The sequence below is a fragment of the Micromonospora sp. LOL_023 genome (genome assembly GCF_048060115.1).
Taxonomy (GTDB): Bacteria; Actinomycetota; Actinomycetes; order Mycobacteriales; family Micromonosporaceae; genus Micromonospora_E.
Genome location: NZ_JBHMIM010000018.1, coordinates 23,504 through 40,099 on the forward strand (window position 1 = coordinate 23,504; position 16,596 = coordinate 40,099).

13 protein-coding genes are annotated in these 16,596 nt (G+C 66.6%); 6 read left to right on the plus strand and 7 right to left on the minus strand.

All coding sequences use genetic code 11. The features are described 5' to 3' along the window. Positions 1-23: 23 nt before the first annotated feature. Genes ACFHVL_RS12180 through ACFHVL_RS12190 form a run of 3 tightly spaced genes read right to left on the minus strand, consistent with a single transcriptional unit; the run spans position 24 to position 4,269 of the window. Positions 24-677: an MptD family putative ECF transporter S component gene (locus ACFHVL_RS12180; RefSeq protein WP_416627750.1), complete on the minus strand. Its 654-nt coding sequence runs from the start codon at positions 675-677 to the stop codon at positions 24-26. Further along, entirely contained in the window at positions 674-2,443 is a 1,770-nt protein-coding gene (locus ACFHVL_RS12185) for an ABC transporter ATP-binding protein (protein WP_416627751.1), read from the minus strand. The genes ACFHVL_RS12180 and ACFHVL_RS12185 overlap by 4 nt, the downstream gene beginning before the upstream one ends. Further along, the gene (locus tag ACFHVL_RS12190) at positions 2,443-4,269 is read right to left on the minus strand and encodes an ABC transporter ATP-binding protein (protein ID WP_416627752.1); all 1,827 of its coding nucleotides are present in this window, start codon (positions 4,267-4,269) and stop codon (positions 2,443-2,445) included. Before ACFHVL_RS12190 ends, ACFHVL_RS12185 begins: the two co-directional genes overlap by 1 nt. Positions 4,270-4,459: 190 nt before the next feature. Between ACFHVL_RS12190 and ACFHVL_RS12195 the strand changes: the two genes are divergently transcribed. Beyond that, entirely contained in the window at positions 4,460-5,149 is a 690-nt protein-coding gene (locus ACFHVL_RS12195) for a TetR/AcrR family transcriptional regulator (protein ID WP_416627753.1), read from the plus strand. A 259-nt stretch (positions 5,150-5,408) separates the two neighbouring features. On the opposite strand, the gene ACFHVL_RS12200 is transcribed toward ACFHVL_RS12195, so the two are convergent. The 4 genes from ACFHVL_RS12200 to ACFHVL_RS12215 form a co-directional block, all read right to left on the minus strand. Then, positions 5,409-6,635 carry an MFS transporter gene (locus ACFHVL_RS12200; RefSeq protein WP_416627754.1) on the minus strand — a complete coding sequence of 409 codons (1,227 nt, stop codon included), beginning with the start codon at positions 6,633-6,635 and terminating at the stop codon, positions 5,409-5,411. A 274-nt stretch (positions 6,636-6,909) separates the two neighbouring features. Further along, a complete protein-coding gene (locus ACFHVL_RS12205) occupies positions 6,910-7,719 on the minus strand; it encodes an ABC transporter ATP-binding protein (RefSeq protein ID WP_416627755.1) in 810 nt (269 codons plus the stop codon). After that, the gene (locus ACFHVL_RS12210) at positions 7,719-8,810 is read right to left on the minus strand and encodes a FecCD family ABC transporter permease (RefSeq protein WP_416627756.1); all 1,092 of its coding nucleotides are present in this window, start codon (positions 8,808-8,810) and stop codon (positions 7,719-7,721) included. Before ACFHVL_RS12210 ends, ACFHVL_RS12205 begins: the two co-directional genes overlap by 1 nt. Positions 8,811-8,829: 19 nt before the next feature. Next, the gene (locus tag ACFHVL_RS12215; RefSeq protein WP_416627757.1) at positions 8,830-9,933 is read right to left on the minus strand and encodes an ABC transporter substrate-binding protein; all 1,104 of its coding nucleotides are present in this window, start codon (positions 9,931-9,933) and stop codon (positions 8,830-8,832) included. Between the two features lie 109 nt (positions 9,934-10,042). On the opposite strand from ACFHVL_RS12215, the gene ACFHVL_RS12220 reads away from it, so the two are divergent. The 5 genes from ACFHVL_RS12220 (at position 10,043) to ACFHVL_RS12240 (ending at position 16,536) form a co-directional block, all read left to right on the plus strand. After that, positions 10,043-11,407 carry an alanine racemase gene (locus tag ACFHVL_RS12220; protein ID WP_416627758.1) on the plus strand — a complete coding sequence of 455 codons (1,365 nt, stop codon included), beginning with the start codon at positions 10,043-10,045 and terminating at the stop codon, positions 11,405-11,407. Positions 11,408-11,437: 30 nt separating this feature from the next. Then, positions 11,438-12,415, plus strand: a complete 978-nt coding sequence (locus ACFHVL_RS12225) for a hypothetical protein (protein ID WP_416627759.1) — start codon at positions 11,438-11,440, stop codon at positions 12,413-12,415. A gap of 43 nt (positions 12,416-12,458) precedes the next feature. Next, positions 12,459-13,595 carry a histidinol-phosphate transaminase gene (gene hisC / locus ACFHVL_RS12230; RefSeq protein ID WP_416627760.1) on the plus strand — a complete coding sequence of 379 codons (1,137 nt, stop codon included), beginning with the start codon at positions 12,459-12,461 and terminating at the stop codon, positions 13,593-13,595. Between the two features lie 2 nt (positions 13,596-13,597). Next, the gene (locus ACFHVL_RS12235; RefSeq protein WP_416627761.1) at positions 13,598-14,626 is read left to right on the plus strand and encodes a PLP-dependent cysteine synthase family protein; all 1,029 of its coding nucleotides are present in this window, start codon (positions 13,598-13,600) and stop codon (positions 14,624-14,626) included. A gap of 173 nt (positions 14,627-14,799) precedes the next feature. Next, complete coding sequence (locus ACFHVL_RS12240; RefSeq protein WP_416627762.1) at positions 14,800-16,536, plus strand: ABC transporter ATP-binding protein; 1,737 nt, start codon at positions 14,800-14,802, stop codon at positions 16,534-16,536. Positions 16,537-16,596: the final 60 nt, after the last annotated feature.

Genomic DNA, 16,596 nt, shown 5'->3' on the forward strand with positions numbered 1-16,596 from the left:
TCCCGTGAGTTCGAGGATGCGGGCTAGGCCAGGCCGGCTCTGGTGAAGTGCTTCTTGAGCAGGTAGGCGCCGAGCAGCCCGCCCAGCAGGCCGCAGACGAACGTCGAGGCGTTGTAGATCCACAAGACGGTGACGGACACCGTCTGGTCGAAGGCGTCGACGTAGTCCTGACCCATGGCCTGCATGCCGGGAGAATTCAGGTACTCGGCGCGGTTCATCAGCAGCGGAAGCATTGGCCCGATGTACCAGAGGGAGAACACCGCGTACGCCACGATCGCGCTCCAGCGCGACCGGTACCTTCCCGCCCACAAGATGACCTCCGCGACGAGCGCGGCGCCGATCGTGACGAGGGTGCTGATCCACGGATGTCCGATGATCAGGTAGAGCCCGCCGACGGCGATCGCGAACAGGGTCACCGGCCCGGCGTGCTTCACTCTGGTGAGAAAGAGCATGTACGGCACGCCGGCGGCGATGATGCTCAGCGGCAGGGTCAGCAGCATGACCGGCGGGCTGATGACGCCGAGCATGGCGATCGCGAAGACGATCACGAAGTAGATCACCGCGAAGATCGCCACGTTGAGCAGGTCGCGGGCGCTGAACGTCAGCGTAAACCCGGGGCTTCGCGTCGGCGTGGCGGTGGTCGTATCCGTCGCGATGGATCGGGTGTCGTCGCTCATGAGGGGTCCTTCCGGGAGTAGGAGGGGTGGGTCGTTCGCGCGGAGGCGAGCTGCCAGCCGGTGGCGTCGACGCGTTCCTGCCAGTAGTGGGCGTAGGCGCCGCCGATGGCGAGGAGTTCGGCGTGGGTGCCGGCCTCCTGGATGCCGCCATTGCCGTCGAGCATGAGGATCTGGTCGGCGGTCATGATCGTCGAGAGTCGGTGGGCGACAACGATCATGGTGCGGTCGGAACGGAGGGCGTCGAGGGCCTCACCGATGGCGATCTCGTTGCCGATGTCGAGCGCGGCGGTGGCCTCGTCGAGCAGGACGATCGGCGCGTCCTTCAGCAGTGCCCGGGCGATGGAGACGCGCTGCCGTTCGCCGCCGGACAGGTTGGAGCCTCCTTCGCCGACTCGGGCGTCCCAGCCCTGCGGCAGGCGCGCGACAATCTCGTCCACGCGGGCGCGGGTGGCCGCAGTAATGACCTGCTCTCGGCTGAGGTCGGGATTGCCGATCCACACGTTGTTCAGGATCGTGTCGTCGAAGAGATAGACGTCCTGGAAGACGGGGGCGACTGCGGCTTCGACCACGTCGGTGCCGAGCTGAGGGGCCGGGACACCGCCGATCGACACGGTCCCACTCTCCGGATCGTAGAAGCGCGCCATCAACTTGATGATCGTCGTCTTACCGGAGCCGGACGGTCCGGCGATCGCCGTCATCCGTCCCGCCGCAGCGGTGAACGATAGGTGCCGCAGGACCGGGTCGCCGCCGTAGCCGAACGTGACATCGTCGAATGCGATCCCCCAGTCCGCGGGGGTGCCCCGGGTCGCGGGCTCGGGCAGCGCAGTGACAGCGGAGAGGTCGTCGAGTTGGTTCAGGGTGGTGGTCGCGACCGCGACGCCACCGCCGAGCGCCCCCGAGTTCGAGATCGGTTCGGTGAACCGGACGCCGAGCACGAGCAGGGCGATGAGCGTGGCGGGCTCGAGCGAGCCGCCGAGGGCGAGGTAGGCGCCGAGCACGATGACGATGGTCAGGGCGAGTTGCACCATCCCGGCGAAGGTCGCGATACCAGCGCCTCCGGTGAAGAGGAGTTTGCGGTATGCCCGGTGCTGGTGCTGCAGCGTCTCCTCGACCAGCCGGTCCGCGACGGAGTGTGCGCCTGCCGTACGGAGCGCCGGTTGGACGCGCGCGAACTCGATCACTCGGTTCGATGCCTCGGCGACCGACGCCGAATGCTCGACGTCGTCGCGCTTCATGCTTGTGCGCAGCCACCGGAAGACGAACCACAGCAGCGGCACCGTCGCCGCCATCGCCGCCGCGAGGCGCCAGTCGAAGAAGACCATGCCGACGAGCACCGTGCCCGGCGTGATGAACCCGGTGAGAATGAGCCGCACGATCGAGTACGGCGTCGAGGACACGAACATCGCCCCGCGGGTGGCGATGTCGGCGATCAGCCCTGAGCGATCCACGCCGAACCACGCGATCGGCAGTTCCACCAGCCGGTCGCCCAGGCGCTCCAGCAGCGAGGACAGCAGGGCGGTGCTGGCCTTCATACCAGTCTGGCTGGCGAACCAGAACGTCACCGCGTAGGCGGCTCCGACCGCGGTGAGTGCGATCAGCCAGGACCGGACGGTCGCCATGTCCTCGAGGAACAATGCGCGCAGCAACGGCACGAGCATGACGAAGGCGACGCCTTGGAGCACCGCCGAGGCGGCGATGAACCCCAGCTCTGCGAGGAGCAGGCGGCGTGCCCGCGAGGACGAATACTGCAGCAGACGCCGAATCATCAGTCGACCTCTTCCGGAAGGGAGCGTGCATGATTCGCCTGGTAGTCGGCCCACATCCGCCCGTACCGCCCGTCGGCGGCCACGAGTTGCGCATGGGTGCCACGTTCGACGATCCGTCCGTCGTCGAGGACGAGGATCTGGTCGACGCCGACGATGGTGTGCAGGCGGTGGGCGATGACGAGAACGCTGCGGTTCGCGGTGAGCTCGCCGAGCGCGGCCTGGATCGCTGCCTCCGAGTCCGGGTCGGCGAACGCGGTCGCCTCGTCGAGTACGAGAAATGGTGCGTCGGCGAGAAGAGCACGGGCGATTGTCACCCGCTGCGCCTCGCCGCCGGACAGGTTCGCGTCCTCGCCGACGACGGCGTCGTAGCCGCGCTCGAAGCGCAGGATCCGGTCGTGGATCTGCGCCGCCCGGGCCACGCGCTGGACCTCCTCGTCCGTGGCGTCGGGACGGGTGAGTCTGATGTTGTCGCGTAGGCTGACCCGGAGAAGTTGCACGTCCTGGAACACGAACCCGACGGCGCGGTACAGCTGGTCGGACGGGATTTCCCGGACGTCCGCGGCGCCGATCGTCACCCGCCCTTGCGTGACGTCGTAGAACCGCGGCGCCAGCTTGGCCAGGGTGGACTTGCCCGAACCGGAGGCACCGACCAACGCAGTCACCGTGCCGGGTGCACAGGTCGCGGCGATGTCGTGCAGCACCTGGTGCTGCCCGTCGTAGCTGAACGAGACACGCTCGAAGCCGACGCCATGGCCCTGCGGCATCACGGGTGTGTCAGCCTGGGTAACCGGCGGCAGTGCGAAGAACGCGGCGAGAGACTCCTGTGCCTTGGCTGCATCGCGGAGGAACTGTGCCGAGGAGCCGAGCTTCATCAGCGGGCCGGTCAAGCCCAGACCGAGCAGCAGGCCCGGCAACACGTCGATAGGGTCGGCGGCGCCGGTCGACACGAGGCCGGTGCTGACGGCGAGCAGATAGACGAGCACGACCACCGGGGAGGTGACGACTTCGGTGACGCTCTGCAGCGCTGCAGTTTCCCGGGTCCACTGCCCGATGAAGTCGACGTACTGGCGCATCTGGTCGCGGTAGCGGCGGTGGCTGCGCCCGACCTGCCCGAACCGCTTCACCACGGCGATGCCTTGGACGAACTCGACCGACGCTCCCGAGAGGCGTTCGGTCGCCGCGTCGTACTGCGCGAACTTCTCCGCGCCGCCCCGCATCATCAGCGCGTACAGGATGACCGACAGCACGACCGGGACCAGCGCGGCCAGAGCGAGCTGCCACTGCACGGCAAAGAGGTAGATGATGCCGATGGCGGGGACCGTGATCGCGGTGACGACGTCCTGGATCGCGTGGGCGAGGAGCTGATGCAGCGCGATGACGTCGTTCTCGACCATCTTGCGCACCGTTCCGGAGGTGCGCGCGTCGAACCAGCCCAGCGGGAGACGCTGGAGGTGCCGGATGATCCGCTGGCGCAGCGACAGTTGCAGCTCCGCGTCGGCCAGGTGGCTCACCATCCCGGACGCGAACGCGGTGCCGAAGCTGACGAACAACGCCACCACCGCCACGGCCACGACGGTCCAGACCCGGGAGTCGTCCACGTCGCCCCCGGACAGGGCCGGCAGCAGGGCGCGCGCGAGCTCGACGATGGCGATGAACGGGATCACACTGGTCACGGCACCGACCAGGCTGAGCACGACGATGCCCGCGAGACTGCCCCTGACTGGTGCGAAGAAACCCTCGGGCAACCCGGGTGCCCCGCCGCCATCGGTGCCCGGGTGGTGCGTTCGGCCTGCCGGGACTCGTCGTCCTTGCCGCATCGCCGCCATCGAGGCTCCTCCTGGCTCGGGTCCGCGTCCATGAGGATGTGCCGGACCCGCCGACCACCTCTCATGACAATAATTTTCAAGAGCGTACACTGAACACCGTTCTAATCAAGCGAAGCCTAGACCGTTAGGCAAGGCTTGCCTAACTGGCCGTTCGGATGATGTTTCGCACCGAGTCTGGGAAGATACCGAGGTGCCCGAGACGTCCTCAGCCCCGTTCCATGTGGGCCTCACCCCCGAGCGCATCGTCGATGTCGCACTCGGGCTCACCCGCGAGTCCCACCTCTTCGGCTGGTCGATTCGCGATCTCGGCCGCCGGCTCAACGTCGCGCCGTCCGTGATCTACCACCACATCGGCGGGAAGGACCGCATCGCACGCCACGTCGTCGAGCGCGTGCTCGCCACGCTCATCACGCCCCCGGTCGAACTCGAATGGCAGGCATGGTTCCGCGAACTGCTCAACTCCAGCTACCCGGCCGTCTCCGCGCACCCCGGAGTCGCCAAATGGCTCCTCATGCACGGACCGACGTTCCCCTCGGTCGTCCCCATCATCGACGCGGGGGTCAGGGTGCTCCACCGCGCCGGATTCGGCGACCGCGCTGGCCTGGCCTACGCCGCGTTGCTCAACAATGCCATGCTCACCATCTCGATCGGGGACGAGCGCCTCGTCCACGAGGACGACGGTCCCCGAGACCATGCCTCGATGATGGAAGAGTTTCGCCGCGCCGCCGCCGACAGCCCTGGGGTGGCCGTGCTGGCCGAGGCGTTCATCACCCCGTTCACCCAGGGCGGCGAGTCCGCCGCCCGACAGCGCGAGGACTACTACCGCTTCGTCAACCAAACCACCATCGCGGGGTTGTCCACCATGCTCTCCGAGTCCTGATCCTCGACCGGTGAAGCCTTCGCGCAACGTACTGGCCTACAGCGGTTTGGCAGCAAGACCGGCATACCCGGGAAGGCACCTCCACCTGGCAGCCGCCCTTGTGACCGTACGCCGGCTCATTCCGCGCCTGAACCGTCTACCGGCGGGACGCCCCACCCGACGTCCCAAGTGACACAAACGCCGGGGGCTCTCACCGTGTGACCGAACGCTATACGAGCCTGATGTAAGGCACGACTGTGGCAGCCATGGGCGTGCCTCATCAGCGCACCGTGAAGCCGCGGGACGAGGGCACCGCTGCTGCGGCGGCCGGCGCGGCGAAGCACACCATCGCGCAGACCGCGAGGACCGCGGTCGCGCCGAACTGATCGATCGCTGGTGCGATGAGCGCGAGACCGACGGGCGCGAGACCGTAGGAGAGCAGGAAGTCCAGAGAGGAGACCCGGGCGAGTTTGGTAGGCTCGACCTCGCGCTGAGTGGCGGTGAACCAGGGAACGTTGAACAGCTCGATGCCGATGCCGGCGAGCACGTATGCGGCGAGGATCAGTCCGGGGTGCATCGGCAGGAACAGGCTCAGCGGCACGAGCCCGTAGAGCGAGAGCCCGGCGAGCGCGGACCAGCCCTGGGCCCGAGGCCGCCATCTCGCGATGATCATGGCTCCGGCGAGCGCACCGATTGTGTAGGTGGTCATCGCGGCGGCCAGCAGGGCCTCGCTGCCATAGCGGTCCCGGCTGGCCAACGGCAGGACAACGAAGGTGGCCGAGTATCCGGTGGCGATCACCGCGGTCAGCGCGGCCAGGCCGGCGACAAACCAGGGGTGTCTGCGGGCCTCACGCACTCCGTCGGCGAAGTCGGCCAGAATGTTCGGCCTGGTGGCGGAAGGAACGGGTGAGCCGGCTCCGGCGGGCGGAGCCAGCGCGGCCACCAGCCACAGTGCACCGATGCCCCATAACAGCACCGGGATGGAGACGACCACGGCCAGCAGGGCGGTGAGAGTCGGTGCCACCAGGGTGGTGACCCGGACCGCGAGGGTGATCGCGGCGTTTGCCTGCTGCCGCTGCGGTTCGGCGACCACCTCTGCGGTCAGTGCCTGGAAGGCCGGGCGGCACGCGCCCTGCCCGGCACCCATCACGAACGCCGCGGCCGCAGCCAGCAGCAGTGACCGATCCAGGCTCATCGCCATCACGGGCGCGACGAAGGCGGCCATCAGCCCGGACCAGAGCACCGTCTTCCTCCGGGAGTACCGGTCGGCCAGCACCCCGCTGACCGGTACGGCGGCGAGAAAGCCCACTGTGCGCGTGGCCAGGAGGACTCCGAGCTGGACCCCGGTCAGCGACCGGTCGAGCACCGCCAGACCGAGGATGAAGGGCAGTGCCCACGTCGCGACGCCGGAGGCCATCGTGCCGGTCCACAACCGGACGAAGGGCGAGCTTCGCAGCAGGGGGGTCGACGTGGAGTGGATCTCGACAGCATCATCGTGCGTACGCATTGGTCTCCAGTCATGGAAGCGACGTCAGCTGCCGTCATGCTCATGGCGGGGTGAGCCGCCACGGACTGCGACACGACCCGGCCGCCTCGGCACCACTCTCGTCCGCCGACAGTCGCGGTTGGCAAGTGGCGGTCGCCGTGCCGCCTCAGCGGACGGTCGCACTGTGCCAGTTCCTTCACCGAGACCTGCCGGATCTGGGCGGGCAGGTGTGCAGGCTGCGCCTGCCGTGGCTGGGTCGTCTGGGCTCCCGTTTGCCTGCCTGGCAGCACCCGGTTCATCTCCAACCTGCTGACTTCGCGTCAGCCGTTCTCAAGGCGGTGGCAGCCAGATAGGTGACTCGGAGGACATCGGTGGAGGGTTCGCGGTCGACGAGCACCTCTACGCCGTAGACCGACTCGATCAGTTCGGGGGTCAGTACGGTCTCTGGGGAGCCGGCGGCGACCACCTGCCCGTAGTCGAGTATGACGACGTGGTCGCAGTAGCGGGCAGCGAGGTTGAGGTCGTGCAGGGCGACGACGCAGGTGACCTCCAGTGATCCCAGCAGGTCGAGGAGTTCGAGCTGGTAACGGATGTCGAGGTGGTTGGTGGGTTCGTCGAGCAGGATCTCCCGAGGCTCCTGGGCGAGAGCACGGGCGAGTTGCGTGCGTTGCTTCTCCCCTCCCGAGAGGGTGTGCCAGCTCTGGCGCTGCTTGTCGGCGATGCCGACCCGTTCGAGCGCCGCATCGATGATCCGGTGATCGTGCTCGGTCAGCCCGTCAAAGCGACCCCGGAACGGTGTGCGGCCGAGCTCCACGACCTGGCGGACGCTGACATGGTTGTGGGCGGTCACGTCCTGCTCGACGACGGCGAGTCGCCGGGCGAGGACACGGCGGCTCAGGTCGCGCAGGCTGGTGTCGTCGTATCGGACGACGCCGGTGTCGGGGCGGCGCAATCCGGCGAGCAGGCGCAGCAGTGTCGACTTGCCCGAGCCGTTGGGGCCGAGGAGGCCGACGATCGTCCCGTCGTGAGCCGCCATCTCGATGTTGTCCAGCAGCCGATGGCCCTTGACCGACCAGGAGAGCTCGGTGGCGTTGATGCGGCCCATCAGGACTCCAGACGCTTCAGGATCAGCGCGAAGGCCGGCGCGCCGAGGAGCGCGGTGATGACGCCGGCGGGAAGCTCGTGAGGCGTGAACGCGGTCCGGGCGAACGTGTCCACCCAGATGAGGAGGATGGCACCGGCAATCGCGGACAGGGGAAGCAGTGAGCGGTGCATCGGGCTTACCAGGATGCGGACGGCGTGCGGGACAAGCAGACCGATGAAGCCGATCGCGCCGCAGGCCGCCACGGCGGCCGCCGTGATGAGCGAGGTCAGCACCATCAGCCAGATGCGGACCGCGTTGACGTTGACACCCAAGGCGGCGGCGGAGTCCCAGCCGAACGTGAAGGCGTCCAGGGACGGCGCGAAGAGCTGGATAGCGAGCACCCCGACAAGAATGATGACGACCGTGGAAGTCACCCCCTCCCACCTCGCGCCCGAGAGAGTCCCGAGCAGCCAGTAGGTGAATCCGCGGGTGGAGTTCGCGTCTCCGCTGATCATGAGGATGAGCGAGGTGACAGCGGCGAAGAACTGGGACACGAGCACGCCGGTGAGCACCACGCGGGTAGGGCTGGCGACACGCCCTCCACCGAGCAATACCAGCAGTAGGCCGAAAGCGACCAGGCCACCGGCGAAAGCTCCGGTCGAGAGGGAGATGCCTCCGCCGATACCGAGCAGGAGAACGGCTACCGCGCCGGTCGAGGCGCCGGAGGAAATCCCCAGCAGGTAAGGGTCGGCCAGGGGGTTTCTGGTGATGGCTTGCAGCACCGCCCCCGAGACCGCCAGTGCCGCGCCGACTGCGGCGGACAGCAGCACGCGCGGGAAGCGTGACTCCCAGATCAGGGCGTCCAGCAATCTCGGCAGCGGCGGGGTCGGGGCGAACTCGCCCAGGCCGATATGCCGCAGGATCGTGGAGACGACATCGAGGTGGTCGACGTTCGCGCTCCCGAACAGGGATGCTGCGATGATCGACACCAGCAGCCCGGCTGCGGCCAGGAGGGAGATGACCGCAGCCGAGGCACGCCGCAGACGCGGCGGAGCTGTCCCATGGCCCATGATCGAGTTCGTGGTGCGCCCGGCGGTCGTGCGTAGTTTCATTCTCATGTTTGTCGGCTGCTCACCGGAACTTATTCAGGCCTTCGACGAGGGCGGGAACGATGTACACGCTGCCGTAGGAGGGATCCATCTGGGCACCGGGGATGGTGATGAACCGGTCGTCTGTCACCGCACTGAGATTGCTCGTGAGCGGGTCCTTCTTGAGTAGATCGATCTTCTCCGCCGCGGTGTCGTTGGGTTCGCCCCTGGTCAGATCGGCGAGGATGATGACGTCGGGATCGCGGGCGGCGACCTCGTCCCAGCTCACCTCGGCCCATTTGGTCGACGCGTCATCGAAGATGTTCTTAACCCCGGCGAGGTCGGAGATGTGCTGCGGGAGACCGCCGGGACCGGCTGCCCAGGGAGTGCCGGCGTAGGTGGAGTAGAACCACAACACCTTCAGCGGGGTGTTCCGATTCTCGACGGCGTCCAGCGCCTTCTCCACCAGGGCCTGCTGTTCGGTCGCCAGCTTCTCCCCCGCGGCCGGAACGTCGAAGATCCTGGCCAGATCGCGGTACTCCTGATACAGCATGTCGAAGTTCGCGTCCGCCACGCTGGCGTGCAGGGTGCAGTCGAGTTCGGTGATGTAGGTCGGCACACCCAGGTCATGTAGCTGCTCCCGGTCGCCGGCCTGCGCCGCGGTGAGAAAGCTCCCGAAGTTGGTGTAAACGAACTCCGGCTGTGCTTCCAGCAGCTTCTCGTGCTTGATCGGCTGTCCGGGCGCGGACAGCAGCGGGATCTTCTCGTACTGCTCGGCCATGTCGGCCGGCGGCTTGTAGATCTCGTATCCTGATCCGACGACCCGGTCGCCCACCCCCAGCTTGATGAGGATCTCGGCTGCCGTCTGGTTCAGCGTGACGACCCGCTGCGGCGCAGCCTCGAAAGTCACGTCGGCACCGCAGTTCTTCATGGTGAACGGATAGGTCGTCGTGCCCCCACCCGCGGTCGCTTCCCGGCCGACTGCGCCGGAAGACTCGCCACCCGCACAACCCGTGAGCACAAGCATCGCTACGGCGGCCGTGACTTTGGTACCCGTTACCGTTTTCATCAGAGGCAGGCTAGCAGCTCGCGCGTGGACAGTGAAGAGCTGGCGGACGGCGGTTACATCGACGGTTATCAGCTTCATGATCACCACCCTACGCCGTCGCAGTGATCAACATCGATCGCCTATTGCAAATGATCATCGTTTCCAGTAGACATGATGTGTGCCCCCACTTCAATCAGGACACGGAACCTTGCTGCCCGGAGTCCAGTCCGTCCCGCTCACCGCCCTTCGGCATCCCACTGTTTCCACGCTTCTCGACGATCACCGGGCCCTGCTGGCCGAGCTTCTGGACGGCCTGGGGTCACCGCTGCACATCGTGCTGCCGGAGGTCTTCGAGGAGAACATCACCGCCCTTCGGCAGGCGTTCGCCGAGACGGGCGCCGACGTCGACATCCTGTTCGCCAAGAAGGCGAACAAGGCCGACTGCTTCGTCCGGTCGGCAGCCGCCCTCGGTGTCGGAATCGACGCCGCCAGCACTGCCGAACTGGTCAAAGCCCTGGCCGGCGGAGTGCCCGGACACCGGATCGGCATCTCCGGCCCGGAGAAGGACGACACCCTTCACGCCCTCGCTGTCCAGCACGACTGCCTGGTCGCCGTTGACTCGATCAGCGAACTCCGCCGGCTGGCCGCGACCGCGCGGCTCGCGCACCGGCAGGTCAGGGTGCTGCTGCGGGCTCGGACCACGATCCAGCCGGGAAGTCGGTTCGGGATGGCCGCCGCCGAGCGTTCCGCAGCCGTCACCCTGTGTCTGAAACTCGCCGACCACGTGAGCTGCCGCGGATTCTCGTTCCACCTCAACGGCTACTCGCCCGAGGAGCGGGCGATGGCGGCGAACGAGATGATCGAGCACTGCCTCGACGCCAGGCGGCGGGGCGCCCTGTCTGCCGAGCTGGTCGACATCGGCGGGGGGCTACCCATGCGCTACGTCGATCCGCAGCTCTGGGAGGGATTCATCCAGCAGAACGAGCCTGCCCACTACCACGGGAACAAAACTTCCAGTGGCTTCTACTTCTATCCATACGGAGGAATGCCTCCCACCCAGGCCGCACGCACGATCATGAACCACCCGGTCGATGGCGAGGAGAGCCTGTCAGCGAAGGCTGCCCGCAACGGCATCCGCTTCATCGTTGAACCCGGCCGGTCGCTGCTGGACCAGGCCGGCTTCACCCTGTTCCGCGTGCAGCAGGTCGAAGACCGGCGGGACACCGACGGGTACGCGATTGTCACAGTCGCGGGCAACAGCCTGAGTCTTTGCGAACAGTGGTTCAACACCGACTACCTCCCGGATCCCCTGCTGATGTCTGCCCAGTCAGTTGCCGACGAGGTGTTCCCTGCCTGCGTCGCGGGCTCCACCTGCCTCGAGAACGACATGGTGACCTGGCGGAAAATCCGATTCCCTCAGCCCATTCGGCCCGGTGACCACCTCGTCTACCTCAACACCGCCGGCTACCACTCGGACTTCCTCGAATCACGGTTTCACGACACCGCGCTGCCGTTGAAAGCTGTTCTCCGGCTCGGTGACGCAGCACCGCGCTGGCGACTGGACGGAATCTGACTCCGTCTCGAAACGAAGGAGAAATCTCGCATGTCACAGAGCTACGCCGCGCCTGGCCAGTTGTGGTTGTTGCCGCAGTCGGAGCAGGAAGGGCTCCATTTCGACTACCGGCAGGTCCTCAATGTCGTCGAGGGCGCCTACCGCGCTCTGCGGGAGAAGGGTTCCAACAATCCGGTCAAGACGGTCATCGAGGATCCGGACGATCACTCGCTCAGCTACTCGATGGTGGCCAGGGACGGCGGCACCAACACAGTGTGCTTCAAGGCCGTCTACGAGTTCGATCCGAGCCGCCGACGTGATGACTACCGGTTCCATTCGTTCATCTTCATCGCCGATGACACCACCGGGTCGCCTATCGCGCTGATGGACGTGGTGAAACTCGGGCCGTTGCGGTCCTCGGCCAGCAGCGCGTTGTTCGCCCGCGCAGCCTGCCCGGACGCTCGCACCGCCCTGGTCATCGGCACTGGTGTCCAAGGGCAGATGGCCCTGCCGATGCTGGTCGCGGCACTTCCGAGTCTGGAACGGTTGCAGGTGTTCGGCACCTATCCCGACGGTCTGCGAGCCGTTCAGGACAGTGTCGACGGTCGCGAGGTCGAGATCGCGACAGACCTCCAAAAAGCTGCCAGCGAAGCGGACATCCTGATCGGCGCCTCCGGTCTGTCCGTGACAAAGGTGGTACAGCGCGACTGGGTGAAACCCGGATCGATCTCCGTGCTGCTCGGCTACGGCGTGCACGACGTATTCCACGGCGCGGACTACCGGATCGCCACGGACATCACGCAGATGCATGTCACCTGCGGCAAACTACGGGGCCCGGACGGCAGCCTGCCCCCAATCGACGGCGAACTGCCGGACATCCTGCTCGGCCGGACACCGGCCAGGCGTGATCCCGGCGATGTGGTCTTCGCCTACAACAGCGGTATGGCGGTCACTGACGCCGCGCTGGGCCGGTACATCGCCGATCTCGCGCTGGCGGCCGGGCGCGGGCAAAGGGTCGATTTCTGGTGAGCACTGTCCCGCTGACCACACTGTCGTTCTGGAAGACCGTTCCATGAGCCGCGCCCTCGAACCAGCGACCTCGGCGTCCTTGGTGCGTTGGGTGGTGGCGGGCCTGCCAGCCTACGATCCCGGCGCCGACCCGGACGAGGTGGCCGCCCTTAGTGGAGCCGCCCGAGTGATCAAACTCTCCAACAACGAGAGCCCGTTCGGCACATCCCCGGCGGCTACCGAAGCCGTACGCCAGCGCTTGGCCGCCAGCGTCTCCCGTTATCCCGACCCCACGGGCAGACGGCTGGCGGAGGCCATCGGGGAGCGCCTGGCGGTGCCTGCCGAACGCGTCGTTCTCGGCAACGGTTCGGAGAACATCCTGGAGTTGCTGTGCCAGGCGGTACTCGATCCGGGCGATCTGGTGATCACCCAGGCACCTGGATTCAGCCTGCACGAGATCTTTCCACGCATGGTGAGCGCCCAGGTCAAGAAGGTGCCGGTCACCGTCGACTTCGGGTTCGACGCGTCCGCCTGGCGTGACGCACTGGCCGCGGGACCGAAACTGGTTTTCCTCGCCAATCCCTGCAATCCGACCGGCGCGATACTCAACGTCGCCGAGTTGGAGCGCATCGTGGCCGACATCCCTGAGTCGGCCCTGCTGGTGCTCGACGAGGCATACTGCGAGTTCGCCCGCCCTAACCCGGACTACCCCGACGGGCTGGCGGTTCTGCGCGGGCAGCCGCGACCGTGGATGGTGTTGCGCACCTTCTCCAAGGCCTACGGCCTGGCGGGTATCAGGGTGGGGTATGGCATCGCCTCCGACACCGCTCTGGTCCAGGCGCTGGACCGGGTTCGCGCTCCCTACAACGTCAACCAGCTGGCTCAGGACGCCGCAATCGCCGCACTGGGTGACCGCGCACACCTGACCGAAACTGTCCGCCGGACCGGCCTTGAGATCACCCGGGTCACGGACAGGTTGCGCGCAGCGGGTTTCCGCGTAGCACCGTCCTCGGCAAACTTCGTATTCATCGACACGGGGCGCCGCTCCGACCAGGTGGCCCAGGCGTTGCACCGCGCCGGGATCATCGTCAAGGCCTGGCGCGAGCCGGGTTACGAGAGCTTCATCCGAGCCTCACTTTCGCTTCCCGAAGACAACGACTGCTTCATGCGCCGTCTGATGGAAATCTGCGCGAAGGGCTAGCAATGATCAGAGACAAGGTATCCGACCTGATCGGGCGGACGCCGCTGCTCAGACTGTCGGTACCGGACGGGGCAGCAACCGTGCTGCTCAAGATGGAGCAGTACAATCCCACCGGCACCGCGAAGATCCGGATGGCCAGGAACATGGTGGATGAGGCCGAAGAACAAGGGCTGCTCGCCCCTGGTGGGTGGCTGGTCGAGGCCACCTCCGGCAACACCGGGCTCGGCTTGGCGCTCATCGCCGCAGAACGCGGATACAAGTTCACAGCCGTGGTGGACAACCATTCCAGTATCGACAAGCTTCGTGGGATGCTCGCCTACGGTGCCGAGCTACTCAACGTCGGCAGAGATGAGGAAGGGCTGGCTACCGCCGAGCGTTACGCCACTGCTCGTCGACTCGCGGCCGAGCAGGGTGCGTACTGCACCACACAGGACAGCAATCCGGGGAATCCAAACGGCTACCAGCCACTCGCCCGTGAGCTGCACGACGACTTGGGCGAGGGCATTCACTACCTGTACGGGGCAGTCGGCACCGGCGGGTCGCTCTGCGGCACCGGCCGCGTTCTACGGGAACGCATCCCGGATCTGAAGATCGTCGGCGTCGAGCCGGTGGGGTCCGTCAACTTCGGCGGCGAAGAGGCCCCCTACCACCAGTCCGGCACCGGGACGCCAGTGACCTCGGAGATCTGCGACACCCTCGACTACCGCCTCATCGACGAAGGAATCAAGGTCAGCGACTCGGAGGCCTTCGAGACCTGTCGCTACCTGGCCAGAAATTTCGGCATCCTGATCGGCGGCTCGGCCGGTGGCGTCGTTTATAAGGCACTGGAGCGAGCGCAGAGCCTTGGGCCCGAGACCACCATCGTCGCACTGGTCTGCGACGGCGGTGAGAAGTACCTCGACACCGTGTTCAACGACGAGTGGATGGCAGTCAACGGCTTGTTCGACGGGCGGGTCGTCGACCGGCTCGCTTCGATGCTGCGTCACACCCGAACCGGCCGGGTCGGGAAGACACCTGACCAAGTCCGATGAGCCGCTGCCAGCGCTCCAACCTACGGGCGCGTCGCCCGCCCTCTCTTGCTTGCTAGAGCAAGATCGTTGTCATAAGCGACAACACGATCGAGCACGCGGTTGCGTTGACCAAGCGGCGCCACTCGGCCCGTTTTCCCTAATTCAGCAGATCTATCCGTTGTGGAGGTGTCGGCGTGTGGTCGGCGGTAAAAATGTTCCTTGGCCTGCGTCCGCGAGCTTGGGTGGAGGTAGCTGGTCTTGTCGGGCTGATGCTGCTGGTGACGGCGACATATGTCGGTCAGGGTCTGATGATCGCCGACTTGCTCTCCAGGGTGTTCTCGACAACTGACATTGAAGGCCTGCTGGCGCCTCTGGTCGTAATCGGCGTACTGCAGTTGCTTCGGATCGTGCTGCTTGTGGTGCGGGACTCGTGGGCCCCACGGGTGTCGGCGCGGGTGAAGGAGGCAGTGCGCGAAAGGCTGACGCTGAAGTTGATGGAGATTGGACCCGGGCAGGCGCAGCGAATGCGTACCGGTGACCTGCAGTCGACGCTGGTGGACTCAGTGGAGTCGCTTGACCCGCTGGTGGGTCGATTCGTGCCGACTGTGCTGGCGTCGGTGCTCGGCTCTTGTCTCGCTTCGGCGTACGTGATTTCGGTCGACCCGGTGGTAGGTTTGATCGTGCTCGCATGTGCGCTGCTGGCACCCTTGTCCAAACTGGCGGGGGAAAAGTCGATCAGGGAACGTGGTAACCGCTGGATGATGTCCTACCGGGGCATGTACTCCGAGAGCTTGGATGCCGTGCAGGGGATGGCGACGCTCAAGGCGTTCAATGCCAGTGGCAGGCGCGGCCGGGAGTTGGTCGAGCGCGGTGAGGCGTTCTGCCGAGACTCCATCGGGCTGATGGTGGCGTGGTGTGGCACATCGAGTGTCGGTGCGCTGATGGTGCCGATCGGCACGGCGGCCGCAGTCGGCCTAGGCGCCTGGCACGCGGCCACTGGCGCGGTGAGCGTGGCAGGGCTGTTCACGATCCTGATGCTGACCCGCGAGACCTTCCGGCCGATGAACGAACTGGAGGCGGCATACCATTCGGCGTACTACGCCATTCCGGCCGGACGCGCGGTCGCCGACGTGCTGCGCCTGGAACCACATGTCAAGGACGCGGCGACCACGGCACCGACGCTGCGGTGCGACCCCCCAGGCCTGGAGTTCCGCGATCTCCGGTTCTGCTATCCGACCCGGCGTGCGCCGGCGCTGGACGGGTTCAACCTGGCAATCGCGCCGGGTGAGCGGGTCGCCATCGTGGGCCGTTCCGGAGCGGGTAAGAGCACCATGATCGGGCTGCTGATGCGCTACTTTGACGCCGATGCGGGTTCCATCCACATCGACGGACGCGACATTCGCGAATTCCCGCTAGCCAACCTGCGGTCACTGATTGGCGTCGTGGCACAGGACACCTATCTGTTCCACGGCACGGTCCGCGAGAACCTACTGCTCGCCAAACCGGACGCCACCGATGAGGAGATCCGTCGCGCGGTGACCGCGGCGCAGGCAGCCAACTTCATCGCCCGCCTGCCCCAAGGTTTCGAGACGGTCGTCGGCGAACGCGGCCTGAAACTGTCCGGAGGCGAGCGTCAGCGCATCGCGATCGCGCGTGCGCTTCTCAAGGACGCTCCCGTGCTTGTGCTCGACGAGCCAACATCGAGCATCGATGCCGCCAATGAGGCGGAGATCACCCAGGCTCTCGGGGACCTGACACGGGGCCGGACGACGGTCATCATCGCGCACCGGCTGTCCACGGTGCGCGACGCTGACCGGATCGTCGTGATGGAGTCCGGCCGAGTGGTCGAGTTCGGCAGTCACCCAGACCTGGTGGCGCGCAAGGGCCTCTACGCCGAACTCGTCGCGACACAAACTGGAGCGCCCGCATGACCTCGACCCCCCACGCCCACCTCCACACCCACGGCCACGGCCACGAGCACGGCGTCGGCC